This is a genomic window from Corallincola holothuriorum, from assembly GCF_003336225.1.
GTDB lineage: Bacteria > Pseudomonadota > Gammaproteobacteria > Enterobacterales > Neiellaceae > Corallincola > Corallincola holothuriorum.
This window is the reverse complement of sequence record NZ_QPID01000002.1, coordinates 410,943-427,022: the sequence shown is the minus strand read 5'-3', so window position 1 is coordinate 427,022 and position 16,080 is coordinate 410,943. Positions and strand designations below refer to the sequence as shown.

General features: G+C 49.5%; 12 protein-coding genes and 1 riboswitch. Of the genes, 7 read left to right on the top strand and 5 right to left on the bottom strand.

Annotated elements, in window-relative coordinates:
- Positions 1-42: 42 nt before the first annotated feature.
- From DU002_RS04795 to DU002_RS04775, 5 genes are all read left to right on the top strand, one after another.
- Positions 43-1,512, top strand: coding sequence for a cobyric acid synthase (locus tag DU002_RS04795; RefSeq protein WP_114337389.1), 1,470 nt, complete (start codon positions 43-45; stop codon positions 1,510-1,512).
- Complete coding sequence (locus DU002_RS04790; protein ID WP_114337218.1) at positions 1,509-2,360, top strand: cobalamin-binding protein; 852 nt, start codon at positions 1,509-1,511, stop codon at positions 2,358-2,360. The genes DU002_RS04795 and DU002_RS04790 overlap by 4 nt, the downstream gene beginning before the upstream one ends.
- A 28-nt stretch (positions 2,361-2,388) precedes the next feature.
- Positions 2,389-2,529, top strand: a riboswitch (cobalamin riboswitch).
- 55 nt (positions 2,530-2,584) lie between these two features.
- The gene (locus DU002_RS04785; RefSeq protein WP_158537966.1) at positions 2,585-4,447 is read left to right on the top strand and encodes a TonB-dependent receptor domain-containing protein; all 1,863 of its coding nucleotides are present in this window, start codon (positions 2,585-2,587) and stop codon (positions 4,445-4,447) included.
- 243 nt (positions 4,448-4,690) lie between these two features.
- On the top strand, positions 4,691-5,647 hold the full coding sequence (locus DU002_RS04780; RefSeq protein ID WP_158537965.1) for a substrate-binding domain-containing protein: 957 nt from the start codon (positions 4,691-4,693) through the stop codon (positions 5,645-5,647).
- Positions 5,648-5,651: 4 nt separating this feature from the next.
- Positions 5,652-7,580 carry a sensor histidine kinase gene (locus DU002_RS04775; protein WP_114337215.1) on the top strand — a complete coding sequence of 643 codons (1,929 nt, stop codon included), beginning with the start codon at positions 5,652-5,654 and terminating at the stop codon, positions 7,578-7,580.
- Positions 7,581-7,645: 65 nt separating this feature from the next.
- Here DU002_RS04775 and DU002_RS04770 read toward each other — a convergent pair whose 3' ends face one another.
- The 3 genes from DU002_RS04770 to DU002_RS04760 form a co-directional block, all read right to left on the bottom strand.
- The gene (locus DU002_RS04770) at positions 7,646-8,323 is read right to left on the bottom strand and encodes an OmpW family outer membrane protein (protein WP_114337214.1); all 678 of its coding nucleotides are present in this window, start codon (positions 8,321-8,323) and stop codon (positions 7,646-7,648) included.
- 195 nt (positions 8,324-8,518) lie between these two features.
- The gene (locus DU002_RS04765) at positions 8,519-9,070 is read right to left on the bottom strand and encodes a lipid-binding SYLF domain-containing protein (RefSeq protein ID WP_114337213.1); all 552 of its coding nucleotides are present in this window, start codon (positions 9,068-9,070) and stop codon (positions 8,519-8,521) included.
- Positions 9,071-9,213: 143 nt separating this feature from the next.
- Complete coding sequence (locus DU002_RS04760) at positions 9,214-10,218, bottom strand: MBL fold metallo-hydrolase (protein WP_114337212.1); 1,005 nt, start codon at positions 10,216-10,218, stop codon at positions 9,214-9,216.
- Positions 10,219-10,486: 268 nt separating this feature from the next.
- Here DU002_RS04760 and DU002_RS04755 point away from each other — a divergent pair, with 268 nt between their 5' ends.
- Complete coding sequence (locus tag DU002_RS04755) at positions 10,487-11,287, top strand: hypothetical protein (protein ID WP_114337211.1); 801 nt, start codon at positions 10,487-10,489, stop codon at positions 11,285-11,287.
- Positions 11,288-11,362: 75 nt separating this feature from the next.
- Here DU002_RS04755 and DU002_RS04750 read toward each other — a convergent pair whose 3' ends face one another.
- Positions 11,363-12,676 (bottom strand): endonuclease/exonuclease/phosphatase family protein, encoded by a 1,314-nt coding sequence (locus DU002_RS04750; protein WP_114337210.1) that lies wholly within the window; start codon positions 12,674-12,676, stop codon positions 11,363-11,365.
- A 306-nt stretch (positions 12,677-12,982) separates the two neighbouring features.
- Between DU002_RS04750 and DU002_RS04740 the strand changes: the two genes are divergently transcribed.
- Entirely contained in the window at positions 12,983-14,131 is a 1,149-nt protein-coding gene (locus DU002_RS04740) for a PilT/PilU family type 4a pilus ATPase (protein WP_199405163.1), read from the top strand.
- Between the two features lie 74 nt (positions 14,132-14,205).
- Here the strand turns inward: DU002_RS04740 and DU002_RS04735 are convergent, their stop codons facing one another.
- The gene (locus tag DU002_RS04735; RefSeq protein ID WP_233496421.1) at positions 14,206-15,603 is read right to left on the bottom strand and encodes an alpha-amylase family protein; all 1,398 of its coding nucleotides are present in this window, start codon (positions 15,601-15,603) and stop codon (positions 14,206-14,208) included.
- Between the last annotated feature and the right edge of the window lie 477 nt (positions 15,604-16,080).

Here is a 16,080-nt window from a genome sequence, read left to right as displayed (position 1 = left end):
TTGACCACCAGACAATCCTTCTCTGCCCCAGCCCCAACACTGATGGTGCAGGGGACGACATCGGACGCAGGCAAAAGCATCACTGTCGCAGGGCTTTGTCGCCTGTTTCAGCGGGCAGGCGTCAAGGTCGCGCCATTTAAACCACAAAATATGGCGCTCAACAGTGCTGTCACCGCCGATGGTGGTGAAATAGGTCGCGCGCAAGCGTTGCAAGCAGAAGCCTGCAAGCTTGCTGCTCATACCGACTTTAACCCGGTGTTGCTAAAGCCCAATACGGATATCGGCGCCCAGGTGATCATTCACGGCCATCCGGTTGCAGATATGGATGCCACTGATTACCACCAGTATAAAACCGTGGCTATGTCTGCGGTGCTGAGTTCATATCAGCGATTGGCTGAGCAGTATGAATTGATCCTGGTTGAAGGGGCTGGCAGCCCTGCCGAAATCAATCTACGGGATAGAGACATCGCCAATATGGGGTTTGCCGAAGCGGTGGATTGCCCGGTGATTATTGTTGCCGATATTGACCGTGGTGGCGTATTCGCCCACCTCCACGGAACGCTGGCCCTGCTATCCCCTAGTGAACAGGCCCGCGTCGTTGGTTTTGTTATCAATCGCTTTCGCGGCGATATCAGTTTGCTGCAATCGGGTCTGGATTGGCTGGAACAGGAAACAGGCAAGCCGGTACTCGGTGTCATCCCCTATCTGCATGATCTGCAACTGGATGCAGAAGACGCCATTAACGCCGCGCAGCTGAAAGAGCAAGCCCAGCTGCGAATTGTCGTTCCCGTGTTGCCCAGAATAAGTAACCATACCGATCTGGATCCCCTGCGCTTAAACCCTGCCGTCGACCTTATCTGGATAAAAATGGGGGATGCCATGCCTGCGGCAGATCTGGTGATCCTACCCGGCAGCAAATGCGTGCGTGACGATCTGGCTTTTTTACGTCAGCAAGGGTGGGATAAGGCGATCGATAAACACCTGCGCTACGGCGGTAAAGTGCTAGGGATCTGTGGTGGCTTCCAGATGTTGGGACAACATATTGCAGATCCCAACGGCATAGAAAGTTCCCCAGGAACGAGTGCTGGCTTGGGTTACCTGAAACTGGAGACAATCCTGACGACAGCTAAAACCCTGGAAAACCGCTCAGGGCAGCTGCAACTCGACGAACATCAGGCAGCAGTAAAGGGGTATGAAATACACGCAGGTGATAGCCAAGGGGCAGCGCTTTCAAGACCACTGATGACACTCAATGGTCAACCGGAAGGGGCGATCGATGAGGATAATCAGATCATCGGCAGCTACCTGCACGGATTACTCGATCACCCAGCCGCCTGTGCCGCCGTACTCTCCTGGGTTTGTGGTCACACGCTGGCCACGGTAGATGTTGATACACTGCGCGACCAGGAACTTAATAAACTTGCCGACGCCTTCGAAACACATTTAGATTTAACCCGGTTCAACAGCTTCCTTTCCATTGACACACCAAGCCTTCAGGGAACGAACAGATGATAAAAACAACACTGGCTCTATTGGCCATCTCCACATTTTCACTCACCGCCTATGCCGCGACGCCACAGCGCATTATCGCCCTGTCTCCCCACGCAGTTGAGATGCTCTATGCCATCGGTGCCGGCGATAAGATCATCGCCACAACAGAGTATGCAGATTACCCGGAAGATGCATTATCGATCCCTCGTATTGGTGGCTATCACGGCATACAGCTCGATCGGGTGATAGAACTAAAGCCCGATCTCATCGTGGTATGGCAAGGTGGAAATCAGCCCGGTGATATCGAACAACTCAAGCGTATGGGTTATCCCATCTACCACAGCGAACCGAGCAAGCTGGAAGAGGTTGCCAACGAAATGGAGCAGCTTGGCGAGATGCTTGGCTATCAAGAGCAAGCGCATGCAGCGGCGACCGCCTACCGCCAACGCATGCTGGGACTAAGACGAGCCTACAAAAACCAACCGCCAATCAAGGTGTTCTATCAGCTATGGGGCACCCCGTTAATGAGCGTGTCGAAACAGAGCTGGATCCATCAAATGATCGACCATTGTGGCGGTGTCAATGTAATGGCCGAGGCGAAAACAGCCTACCCGCAAGTCAGCTTAGAGCAAGTTCTACTGAGCGAAGCCCAGGTGATCGTGCACCCAGATGATCACGGCAGTAACAGCGCGACCGATTTCGATTGGCAAGCTTGGCAGGAACTGCCAGCCGTAAAACATCAACAGATCTATGGTATTGATGCTGATCTTTTGCATCGCTTCTCACCTCGTGCGCTGGATGGCATGCACAAGCTGTGTGAATCACTGATGACGGCACGCAGCCGTTACACAGTAAAAGGCGACGAATAAAGAGAAGAATTCAATCGATTAGAAAATCGGTTAAACAACAGGTTTGGGCGACACAGTTTCAGCCACTGATGTCATTCGGGAAGCCGGTGAAAATCCGGCACTGCCCCCGCAACGGTAACTGAGATCGATGATCACAGAGTCCGGAACCGACCCAAGCTATTTTGCGGCAGGTAAGCCGTTACACATTGAACCTGACGCGGAGGGCGTCATTTATGAGGAAAACAATGCACAACACGTTTCGAACCACAACAAACAAAACCCCTTGGTACCAGGTTTGTCTGCTAACACTGGGCGGTATTATCAGCAATCATGCGGTGGCAGACGAAGTGCTGCCAACGGACGAACAACCCGTTGAACACATCATAGTCACCGCCAGTCGAACACCACAAAATGTGGATCAGGTGATGGCCTCGGTCGAAGTGATCACCCGTGATGAGATAGACAAGCTGCAACCAAAATCACTGGCCGATCTATTAGCCACTGTCGCCGGTTTGGACGTTGCCCGGCAAGGGGGCGCAGGTCAACAAACCTCGTTGTTTACCCGCGGTACCGGCTCTGACCAAACTCTGATCCTGATCGATGGCGTTCGCAGTGGTTCCGCTACCCTTGGCAACAAAGCGATCGAGAACTTGCCCATGGCACAGATCGAACGTGTCGAGGTGGTGAAAGGGCCAAGAGCCTCGATGTGGGGATCCGATGCGATTGGCGGCGTGATCAATATTTTTACCCGTCGCATGAGTGCAGGTGAATATCAGTTAGGTGCCGAAACCGGCAGCGACTCATACGTCAGCGGTGATGGTCAGATAGGTGTTGGCTACGATGCTGGTACCACCACCATCAGCCTGAGCGCCGAAGATAGCCGTGGCTTTGATGCCCGTGAAGATACAGAGTTTGACGACGACGGTTACGATCGCTTATCTGCCGCGATCCGCGGTGATTATCGCGTCAACGAGCAGATCGTCGTTGACTGGATAGGCCAGGTTGATGATGGCAGCAACGACTATGACAACAGCTACGGTGCCAACAAGAATGATTACGATAATTACCTTTGGCAACTGCGAGGTAATTACCAAACAGAACAATGGCTAAGTACCTTCGCCTTCTCCCAAACTCGGGATTACAACAAGAACTATGGCAACGGTATTGCCAAAGGCGACGGCGACTTCTTTGAAACACGTCGTAAGCAAGTAAGCTGGGTTAACCACTATCAGCTATACAACCCGTTCACGGTTTCTGCCGGTGTTGATTTTTATCGCGAAGATATCAACGCCAACACCGACTATGAGGAAGATTCCCGCGACGTATCGGCGATCTTTGGCAACGCCCTGTTTCAAGATCAAAAGTGGATCGCAGAAGCAGCCATTCGCTACGATGATGTCGAAAATATCGACTCAGAAACCACTTACAATGCCAGCATCGGCTATAACGTGACAGACAAACTGCTGGTAGCGCTCAATGCAGGGCACAGCTTCAAGGCACCGACTTTTAATGATCTTTATTATCCGGAGTCATTTGGTTCGAAAGGCAATCCAGATCTAACCTCTGAAACTGCCGACAGTTATGAACTCTTGCTGCGTTCAAGCTATGCCGGCATCAAAGTGACCGCCAGTCTCTACTACACAGAGATAGACGACCTCATCGAATGGGTCTGTGACGAATTCTGGAACTGCAGTCCAGAGAACATCAACGAAGTGAAGATCACCGGCGGAGAATCCACTGTTAACTTCAGTACAGCCGGACTCGATCACCGAGCCACCTTGAGCTACGTTGATGCAGAAGATCAGGCCACAGGCTCACAATTAATTCGTCGCGCTCGGAAAACAGCCAGTTATCAGGTGAGTTATGATTGGCAAGATTTTGAGCTGTTAGGCCAGTATGAGTATCACGGTGAGCGTAGCGATGCCGGGCAGCGTTTAGATGACTATCAGCTAGTCAATATCGCTCTAGCATATTATGTCACGCCGAGCTGGACCATACGGGCGAAAGCCAACAACCTGTTCGATGAAACCTACCAAAATGTGCTGGGCTACAACACCCCTGGCAGTGAGTATTTTGTCGGCGTCTCGTATCGCGGCTTTTCACTGTAATTAGCAGTGTTCGCTATATAGCTACAGAATGAACGGGCCAGATAGTGGCCCGTTTTTTTCGCTAATATACCTGACCATAAGTTCCGCTAACCCGGTGACTCCCCCTCTTATAGCCTCACCAAATACTGCTGGCTCTCACTTCCCCCTCTTCTCGCCAGGGATGATCAACTTAGTTCCCCTTATGACAGCCGATTAACTATGCTTACAGCTGAATTACGACAGTCAATCTGTGGGTGGTATTCAATGTTAAAACAAATGATTAGTGTCTCAATCATCTTCTGCGCCTTGGTTATAGCTGGATGTAATGAAGCGCCAACGCCTCCTTCACCCACAACCGAGAAAGCCAAACCCTTTCGGGTGCTACTGGTAATGAAGTCGTTGGTGAATCCGTTTTATATTGAGCTACAACGTGGCGCAGAGCTAGCCGCGGCAGAGAGCGGTATTGAGCTGATCGTCAAATCAGGCACCAATGAGACATTGGTGCCACAACAAATTGATATTATCGAACAGCAACTGAAATTAGGTGTCGATGCCATTGTTATTGCGCCTGCTGACTCTGTTCGCATTATTCCGGTACTCAAGCAGGCGATACAAAGCGGCATTAGCGTGGTTAACATTGATAACCGTATCGACCAGGATGCGCTGGCGCGTAGCGGTCTTGAACCGATCCCATTCGTCTCCGTGGATAACCATCAAGGGGGGTACTTGGCGGCCGAGTACCTTAGTCGTGGCGTCGAGCAAGCAGCCTCGGCACTGATTATTGAAGGCCCCCGCGCCGCCGAAAACGCCCGTCAGCGGAGAGACGGCGCCCGCCAAGCATTCGACGAAGCAGAGCAGATCACCGTCGTCGCCTCGGAACAGGCAAACTGGCACCTTGATCAGGCCTACGCAGTGATAAAAAGGGTGCATGCGCTGCATCCGGATCTGTCTCTGGTGTTCTGTGCCAATGACATGATGGCTCTGGGCGCGGCTCTTTACCTGCAGGAAAACAATCTGCAACAGATAAAGATTGCTGGGTATGACAATGTGCCCGACGCCCGCTCGGCCATAGAACAAGGGTTAATGGTTGCCACCATTGATCAACAGGCTTTCCAGCAGGGGTATGTGGGCGTGCAAACCGTTGTAAGCTTATTGAATAAGCAAAAGGTAAAAGATAGCGTGTTAGTTGACGTCAAACTGATCACCACAACGGAACTGTAACACGATGATCTCAGGGCCAGCCTGGTTCAACCGACTGCAAAACAGGTTACTTACCTATATGGCGGTCGCAACCTTGCTGCCTTTAATTGTACTAGGCGGTGTCACTTACCAGCTCTCCGTCAATGGGCTAACCCAACAAGCAGAAACACTGACTCAAGAACTGATTGAAGAACGTGCCGCTTCTGTTGCATTAATGGCAACCAATACCGAAAGGCTCGCTAACCGCATTGCCCAAAATGACGCGGTAGCAGAGCTATTGCTGCGAACACAACAGCAAACAGAGTTAAGCCGTATCGAAAAACTCAAACTGCAGTCAAGAATCGAAGCGGAGCTCAGCTCAATGATCCGCGCCAATGATCTGCTTGCGGTTGAAATCATCACCGATGATTCGATATTCGGCGTAGGTGACGTTGCCGCTGACGGCACCTACGACACCGCGCTGTTTACGAATTGGTTGCAGCAATGTCAGCAGCGCGAGCAGGTACTGTGCTGGCCGGGAATTGAGCACAACACACATATCCAGTCTCCCTACGGCTTAGTCTTACCCGCACTCTATTCGCTAAAAGAGTTTGATGAACAGTTGGTGGCCTACCAAACCGTTGGTTTTCTGGTACTGAAGTTCTCGATCAGCGCACTCTATGATTACACCCACTCGCAAAACCAAGACTGGATGTACCACATCATTGTCGATCAGAAAAACCGGATCATCTATCACCCATCACAATCCAAAATTGGCCAAACATTAGCTCTGAACACAGCAGCAAGCGATGACACTGCCCGCTTTCAAGCCACGCTCTTCAACGCATCCGAGCCACTAGAGCGCCACTTAGAAACAGAGATCACCAATATGGGCTGGCGTACGATAGGTGTCATACCGCAGTCTCGCCTGCAGACCAACGCGCGCCTTATCAGCCAGCTCACCATAGGTTGTATCGCTTTTTCTCTACTGCTGATGATACTGGCGATGCTCTATATTGCGCGCCGGATCATTTTACCAATACGCACCGTCACCGAAGCCAAACCCAATAGCGAATCAATGCATCCCATTACCACCCAATACTCCATTCAGGAGATCAACCAACTGGTGCAATGGTTCAATGACTACACCAGTATCGTCAGTAATGAGCGCACTCAACAGCGAGAATTAAAACGAGCCTACGACACCCTGCAGCAAACACAAAAACAGCTGATTGAAAGTGAAAAGATGGCAGCGCTGGGTAACTTAGTGGCAGGTGTTGCCCATGAGATCAATACACCGCTAGGCGTAGCGATCACGGCATCCTCCATGGTGCTGGAAAAAACTGAGATACAGCAACGCAAACTGGCAAATGGAGAACTGAAGCGTAGCGACTTGGATCACTACTTTAACGATGGCCACCATGCGCTTAACCTCACCCTAAATAACCTGCATAGGGCAGCACAATTGGTACAGACCTTTAAACAGGTAGCCGCAGATCAACACCAGGAACATAAACAGGAACTTCTACTTCAGAAAGCGATCTCAGACGTCTTTGTCAGTTTAGGACCACAGTTTAAGCGCTTTGATGTCACCACCCACCTTAACTGCGATAAGAGTCTGAAGATCACCAGCTATCCGGGGATCGTATGGCAAGTGATCTCGAACCTAATGACCAACTCCTATAAACACGGGTTTCACCCTAAGGACAAGGGCGAGATCAGGGTCGATGTCGAAGCGGCGGAAAGCTGGGTGATTGTCACCTATCAAGACAGCGGCCAAGGTATTTCACCACAGGATCTACCGCATATTTTTGATCCCTTTTTTACCACCCAACGCAACCAAGGCGGCACCGGCTTAGGCCTGAATATCGTGTATAACCTGGTAACGCAAAACCTTGGCGGCACGATTCGTTGCGATAGCAAACTCGGTAGCGGCGTGGCCTTTACCATCAACCTGCCCTATATCGCGCCTTAGCTTCAATGGGTGATCACAACAAAAAACGGGCTAACCAGCCCGCTCTTTTACTCTGTATTCGCCCATTAGAATCGATAACCGACACTGGCCATATAAACCCAAGGGTCAATGTCGACACTCACACTGCTTTTAGCGCCGCCCACTTTAAAGTCGGCATCCGTACTGATATCGATATAGCGCACCTGCGCATTGACGAACCAATCTTTATTGATCGAATAATCAGCGCCCAGCTGTGCCGACCAACCGAAAGAGCTATCCAGATCCAAGTCGCTGAACCCCTGCTCTTTACGACTGCCACTAAACTCTTCATCGAAGAATACGGTGTAGTTGAGGCCGACCCCCACATAAGGGCGGAACACCGACTCGCTAGTACCAAAGAAATACTGCACAGAAAGCGTCGGTGGTAGATGACTGACTTCAGCCAGCTTGCCATCGCCCAACCCTAACTGCGACTTTTCCAGATCAACATCATGGGTAAATGGCGTTGCCGCCAGCAGTTCAACGGCAATATTGTCGGTAAACATATAGGCGAAGTTAAGACCGATCTGGGTATCATCATCTACCCCGATCCCCATATCGGTTGACCCCAAGCCATCGACATAGACATTACCGGAACTATCATCAGGTGAGACATTAATGATACCGCCGCGTACTAACCAGTCTCCCGCCTGGTGAGCTTGTGCCGCAAGAGGGGACATGAGAACTAAACCGCAGAGAACAGAAGACGCTATTTTTGTTTTCATCGTGTTAACCACTTGTTGTTATTTCGATGAAATTATCTAGCGGCTAACAGGTGGAGCTCTTGATCTAAATCAATTGATGCAGATCAATTAACGAGCGCAATCACAAAACATAACTCTGACATCTATATTCAACGACTTAACCTCAACCGATTAAGCGAGGCTAAGTCGTCGCATAAAACAGGACAAATAGTGCCCCTAATTTAACTCATCACTTTTCCAGTATTTTGCGCCTTTTGCCGTAGCCTGAATTGCTAATCCCGCCTCTGTCAGCTGGTACACGGTAACATCACCAAATTTTGCACCACCGCTGGCTTCGCCCCCCTTATCTTTAGTCTTTGCTGCGGCATCAGCTTCACCACCAAAAACCCAGCCATCATCAATAAATGAGTTCAAGGCTTTCTGAGTATGGAAAACAAACAACACTCGGTAATCCTTAGCGCCTAGGCCAAGGCCAATACCGCCCTCGCCCATCTCCATATAGGTGACTTTCCCAGTCGAATTGTTTTTAGCCATGCCGTAGCCACCACCACCAGCGACAAAAATCACGTTGACTTGAGCATTTGAAAAAGTAGCGTAACCCGCAGCAGAACCCATAAGTTTCTTCGCCGCAGGTTCCTGTTTGTATACGGCGCTGATAACTTCCTGATTCATTTTTTGAATCTCCGCTCGCTGCTCTGAGGGGTTTGAACCTTTTGCAGAACATCCCACAAGAACCATAGCTATCAATATTGAAAGTACTTTATTCATTGCTTCACCTTTTATCGGGATTTAAGTTAAGAGACAGACTCTTGCAAAAAGCATAGTCAAAAATTGAGTATCTCCTTAACTCTACTCAAAGAAATTCAGTAGCAACGACTTGCTAATTTTTTATCGAACACAATCTCACAAGGTCACTGACTCAGCAGCCGGGCGCTATTGCTTAGCTGTATCTGCAACTCAGTCATAGGCATGACAACAAAGCGGTCAAAAGTAATTTCACTCGGCTGCGCTGTGCTTTGCAGCTGTTTATCTAATAGTGCTAGGTCTTGAACACTTAATGGTAGCGGTAGTTCATTGGGCTGATACAAGGTGCCGATTGGGTAGTACAGCCCAGGCGTGGTGGTCATTTCTATATGTGCGCCCAATACAGCGCTGACTGGATGGGTTTGAGTGAACTGATACAGCCGATGCACACTGTCGCGATAATCCTGCCAGTGCTTTACATAGATCAAACCGGGATAAACGGTATCACCAGTCAGCAGCCACTGGGTTTGTGGATCATAGATGGCGATGGATTCTTCCTGGTGGCCCGGTATCGGGAATACCGCCAGATTCCGACTCCCCAACTCGATATTGGCCTCGCCCTGCGGCCAGCTATCAAAACCAAAGAACTGGGTCATGGGTTTAGCTTTGGGAGATACCAAAGTCACCTCTGACACTCCTTCAAACTGAGCATCTCCAGCATAATGATCGCTATGACTATGGGAATGAATCACCAGCCATGGCTTCGACTCGCCCTCTGAGTGTTCAGACACCAGTTGTTTAACCGTTTGATACAGGGGCAATAAATCAGTGTCATCGCTAGGGCCAGTATCCACCACTAGCACTTTCTCTTCACCTATCAGCAAATAAACAAACGGCGCTTCAAAGCTGATGCACTTGTTGACCCGAAGGATATAACTGGTGGCACTGTGCTGATAGACATCAATCGCGCTGTAAGGCGCAGCAGAACACGCCTGCTTACCATCTGCCCACTCTTTTTCCAGCAAGGGTTTTACAGAATTTGGAAAATCGGTTTCAGAGTTGCGTTGGTCCGCAGTGATTTCAATGCGTGCATCCAATTTGGGTGGGGCACTGCAGGCGGTAAGTAGTAAGGCCATTATCTGCACCAAAAATGTCAGGCTGAGAGTTTTCATTCTAATCCTTCGATATCACTCATCTGGTTCGCGATCAGAATACCGATAGCCTGCCCAACGAGTGATTAAGAAACGTAACAAAACGCTACACGTATTTTTGGCTACAACGGTAAGTATTGGTTAGCAATAACTAGGATCTGTTTTAGCGGTTGAACTTAAACTGATAATCTTTAATCTTGTTTGCCTGAGAACAACATAAGTTCAACTATGTTTTGCCACACTAATGCAGCGAGGAACGCCATTAGTTATCACCCCAAAGGACTTTTCAATGATTCGATTTCTCTTTACCCCCCTACTTCTATCCTGTGTTTTTCAAACCTTCGCAGCAGACAACCAGCCAGAAACTAACCCCTTAGTTACCAGCGGTATTTTCACCCGGGTCAACCCTGGTGAAGTGATGGCACATCTGGATGAGGAGTCAGAAAAGTCACCGCTCTATATATTCATGGGATTAGATGGCAAAGGCTGTGTTTACTGCGCTAACTCACAAAAGATGCTCGAAGGGATGACTGATCAGTTCGATCTTGGCTATCGCCATATCTATGTTGGTTTTAACAGCCTGAGAGAGATAAACGACTACCCGGAACTAAAGCAAAAATTCTTTATTTCCGGACTTCCGGCATTTTACGTCTACTACGACAAACAGTTTGCAAATATGCATTCAGGGAGCTTTGGAACCGAAAAAGACGCAGAGAATTTCTGGAAGTTTGGCAAATGGAACATCCAAAACACTACCGGCTCAGTTTTTCACACAGTAAAAAGTGAGCCGGACCTTGCAGCCATGCAGTTTCATAGTGCCGTCACATTCTACCGATATGGAGGGGCCCGTGGATACAAAGCTCTTGCCATGACGGTATCGGGTTATAAGTTTAAGTTTGGCGAAGGCAGAAGCGAGGCCTCTCAGGAAGAAGCGGATTTGGCGGCGATGGATGACTGCAAAAAATACCAGCCAAAGCAGGCCAAAATGAAATGCAAGTTGGTCGCTTCAGGCAATCAAATAATACCTGATATTTTTAATCCGGATATTACCGAAAGACTTGCGCTATATATAAGCCTAAAAAAGAAATAGGCAGTTTATAACCAATAAAAAGGGCGCCGAAGCGCCCTTTTCTCATTAAAGCTTAACTTCGGTGAATTCAGTTTATTAACGCTTAACCTGAGCAGACACTCGGCGACAGAATCCAGCCAGCATGGCGAAGAGGATCATGCCGTAGCCGGTTGAACGGAACAGGCCGTCATCGTCATCATCGCTGTCAGAGCTAGGCGTGCCACTGTTATCAGAGCGCTCAGTCAGTGTCGCATCCACATACACCAAACCGTGATCCGAGCTGGTCACGCCGGGGCCTACCAGACGGTACAGCACGTCTGCACGGCCAGGCCAGAATACGGCGGTATGCTCAATCTCGAAACCGAAGATAGACGGCAACACGTAGTCAGCACGCATCTTCCAGTCAGCGGTATGCATCGGCGCATTTTCGTTGCCTGCATCGTTCTGTTCGCCACCCGTGCTCATTGGCGCCATGGTGCCATCAATATACGCACTTTCGGTCAGCAGACTAATAGGATCGCCTGTGGCATCCCCTTCCACCGACGAGGCATTCAGATCACCCATAATCACGAAGCGCTGACTTTCGCCCAGGCCACCTGTGTTGCCATTGTCGTCATAGATATAGTCAGACAGGCTGGCATCGACATAGTCTCGCCAGAAACGCGTTTCGTCGTGGTTACGGGTGCCGTTTCGGTCTTCTTCACCGTCAAAAACTGGCGGTGTGGGGTGGCTGGCCAGCACGTGAATGACTTCACCATCTACTTCAATCGGCACATCCCAATGGCTCTTAGAGGAAAGACGGAATACATCCAAAGCTTCCCCGCTGTACCAGCTCTCACCTGTTTCAGGGTCTACCGGCAGCATCGCATCCGGCATATCTTTCCACAGGAAGTTCTGGAAGGTACGTACGTTTTCAGTCTGGATCGGGTAGCGAGACAGGATCACCATGCCGTATTGGCCAGGGAACTCACCGAAGCCAAAGGCATCACCCGGACCACCGACTTCACCGTTGTTATCCAGGTCGACGCCGCTGGCAATACCGGTATTAGATGCCGCCAGGAACATGTAGGGATATTCGATAGGATCGGCGCCGTTCTGGCTCACCTCTAGGTAATTCTGCTTCAGCGCATCTACGGCTGAACCGTCAGCGATATAGTCGAACTCGTTTAGCAGCAGAATATCAGGGCGAACGCGCTGAATGATTTCGGCAACATTGGCGATCTGCAGGTCATCACCGGCCAGCGCATCTTCCAGGATCTGCCCTTCGCTACTGCGATTCAGATACGCATTAAAGCTTGCGATACGCACATCGCCTGCCAGTGCCGGAACCTCTTCCTGGGTGGATTGCAGTACTTCAACCAGATCCTCACGCTTACTGACCTGCGCCGCGATCCAACTGTTTGGCCGCAATCCGTTTGCGCCTTTGTGCTGCTGTTTGTAATCGCCAAAATTGGTTGGGAACAGATGTTAGGACCACTGCAGAGCAGCAACGACATGATGCCAGAGCAGATCGCGATTCAAGCACATCTTTACGGCGCTATTTTTGGGGTCGCACTGGGAGTGATTAGCCGTAACCTCTTCCCCCTCAGCAACACAAAAAATTAAAAGCACATTTTTCAGCCCATCCTATCCCCTTCTGATCTATCGGCGACTTTTCTCATGCTGTCTACATTTAATAAGACACGGTAGAACTGAGATTGAAACGATATGGATTTGATGAACATAAATGCAATGCTCAAGATCCTCGCTGCAAAGGATGGCAGCGACCTGTATTTAAGCACTGGTGCGCCCCCCTGCGCGAAGTTTGAAGGGGTTCTGAAACCGCTGGCAAGGGAGCCCCTGACCACCGGCATGATAGCTAAAATAGCTGACGGCATCATGGACGAGGAACAGCGCGAGATCTTTAATCACGAGCTTGAGATGAACCTGGCGATCTCACTGTCCAATATCGGGCGTTTTCGGATCAATATATTCAAGCAACGGAATGAGGTATCCATTGTCGCCCGAAATATCAAAGCAGAGATCCCCAAATTTGATGCTTTGGCTCTGCCAGAAGTATTGAAAGAAGTGATTATGGTGAAGCGCGGTCTGGTACTGTTTGTTGGTGGGACAGGCTCGGGTAAATCAACCTCTCTTGCGGCGCTGATTGATCTGCGCAACAGCAATTCTGGTGGTCATATCATCACTATCGAAGACCCTATTGAGTACGTTCACCGGCATAAAAAAAGCATTATTAATCAGCGTGAAGTCGGCGTTGATACCCGCAGTTTTCACGCAGCTCTTAAAAATACCTTACGCCAAGCGCCAGATGTCATCCTGATTGGTGAGATCCGTGACCGGGAAACCATGGAACATGCTTTAGCGTTTGCCGAAACCGGCCACCTCGCAATCTCCACCCTGCACGCTAACAACTCCAACCAAGCCCTTGATCGTATCATCAACTTCTTTCCAGAAGAGAGGCGTCCGCAACTCCTCAACGATTTAGGCAACAACCTGCGAGCCTTTGTGTCACAACGCCTGGTGCCTACAGTGGATGGTAAGCGCTGCGCAGCAGTAGAGGTGTTGATAGGCAGCCATACCATTAAAGAGCTGATCCAAAAAGGCGACTTTTCCAGCATCAAGGAGATCATGGAAAAGTCAGAAAACCTAGGGATGCAAACATTCGATAGTGCGCTGTTCAAGCTGGAGCGGGCAGGAAAGATCGATGAAGAGAGTGCTCTAAAAAATGCCGATTCTCCCAATAACCTACGGCTTAAGATCAAACTGGCAAACAATGATACCGGAGACGGCTCTACCACCTCGTCAGGACTAACTCTGACCATGGAAAAAGACCCCAACGAAGAAGATGAAGAGGATCCGCTCTAGCCCCGGTTTGCGGTTACCAGACGTACAAAATCAAAAAGGCGGACAAATGTCCGCCTTTATCTACGTCAATAAAATTAGTCTCTTAACCACATTCTAGCGCTGCGCGGCGGCAGGTAGAACTTGTGCCAATTACTGCTGATGCGCTCAACACTAGATCCATCCAAGGTATCGCGGTAGTTAGTATTCCACCATAGACCCGCGCTGCCAGCATCGGCCCAGGCATCTTGTCCGCCACTGCACTTGTTGATACCAACAACCCCCTTGCTACCACGCGAGAACAAGATATGACATTCATTGTGGCTAAGGATCTGCATGCCTGTGCCTTGCACGCCATTGTGGAAGCGCAACATACCCTGAATATCACCACGCTTATAGAAATTCACCCAACGATTGTCGCCACTCTCGTTATTGTCTGAGTAGATCAGCGGCGTACCACCATCACGCCCCAATACAAACGCATGCGCAAGATGTTCATTGGTGCCGTCCATTAGCTGATAACGAAACCCTTCATTCAACGGGATATCATGAGTAATCGCAAAGGTAATGGCACGACCGCCGTCCAACGCCTGACCATAAGCACCGGGATCAACCAACGCACTCATGCTGCCACCGAAATTCAACGCGCCGCGAAGTGTCGCGAACAGTGGGAAATCGTACGCGGCATGGTCAGTGTCGTATAAATACGGCCCAAGGAAGTTGTCATAGTCACCGTTACCCGCGCCGCCAGTGGTGATGATCTCGCCAAAGACATGCATACCTGACTTGATTTCTGGTGTGAATACCGCATTCAGATGGTAATTGGTCATGTGCTTTGCCGCATCAATACGGAAGCCTTTAACACCCAATGCCTTAAGCGCATTCAAATACGCTTTTTGCTGAGCAACTACCCAGTTGTTGGGATCCAGATCTGGCAGGCCACGGTCATCCTCTCCTCCGCACAAACGCCAGTATTGAACATTGCCCGGATCGTTATAGTTGGAGATACACCCCTCAGGATGGAAGTCATTCGCACCAAAGAAATTATCCTCCAGATCACCATACAGGATCTGCGAATTGTAATAGCTGCTGTTGGCTGCATAGCTATTCAACACTTCAGTGCCCGGGTAGTTGAGGTCTTCACGTTTCCAGGTTTCGTTAGCCATGTGATTGAAAATAATATCCGCATACACAGCAACGCCCTTGGCACTGAGGGCATTAACCATCGCCTTAAAAGCCTGGGTATCGCCCAGCGGGTTATCAATCACTCGATAATCCTGAGGCTGATAGCGAGACCACCACTCGCCACCGGAGGACTTATAAGCGGGTGAAACCAACACTTTTTTATAACCTAGGTTGGCAATCTCTTGTGCTCTAGCGGCAACATCGGAGTACTTCCAGTTAAACGCATGTAGGATAACTTCGGCAGAGGCTGAGGCACTGAAAAAGCCCAGACCAACCAAGGCTGACAAGGCCATTTTTTTTATAGTTTTCAAAACACTTTCCTTTGATTAAGTCAGTATGAATTGTTATTAGTTTGTCATTCGCACATGGCACTCAGCTCACTAACGTAGCGAAGCAGGTGAAATATGCAGCGGCGATAATGCGCAATTTTTAACCAACTTTTTTTGAACTCAATCACAGTTAAAAATTGAAGTGTTTACTAATCAAGATAGGTTTTTAACAGTGTTTAATTAGCCACCTAGGCCAAGGCCAGAACCGTCGGGCTGTGGCATAAAAAACCAACGCTCAACGACCAGGAAGAATGTCTAACAACAACAGATAGATAAATCAGGGATGATCGACAGGACGACTAGATCAGAATGCATTTAGTCACCGGAATTACGGATGAATCTTTAGTGGGTATCCCCATCAACAACAGGTCAAAGTAATAAAAATAATCCATCCCCCTGACCAGAGCACGGTATGTGTGAGGAAGTCCCTCGCCCATTGAATAACGAATAAACTAACGC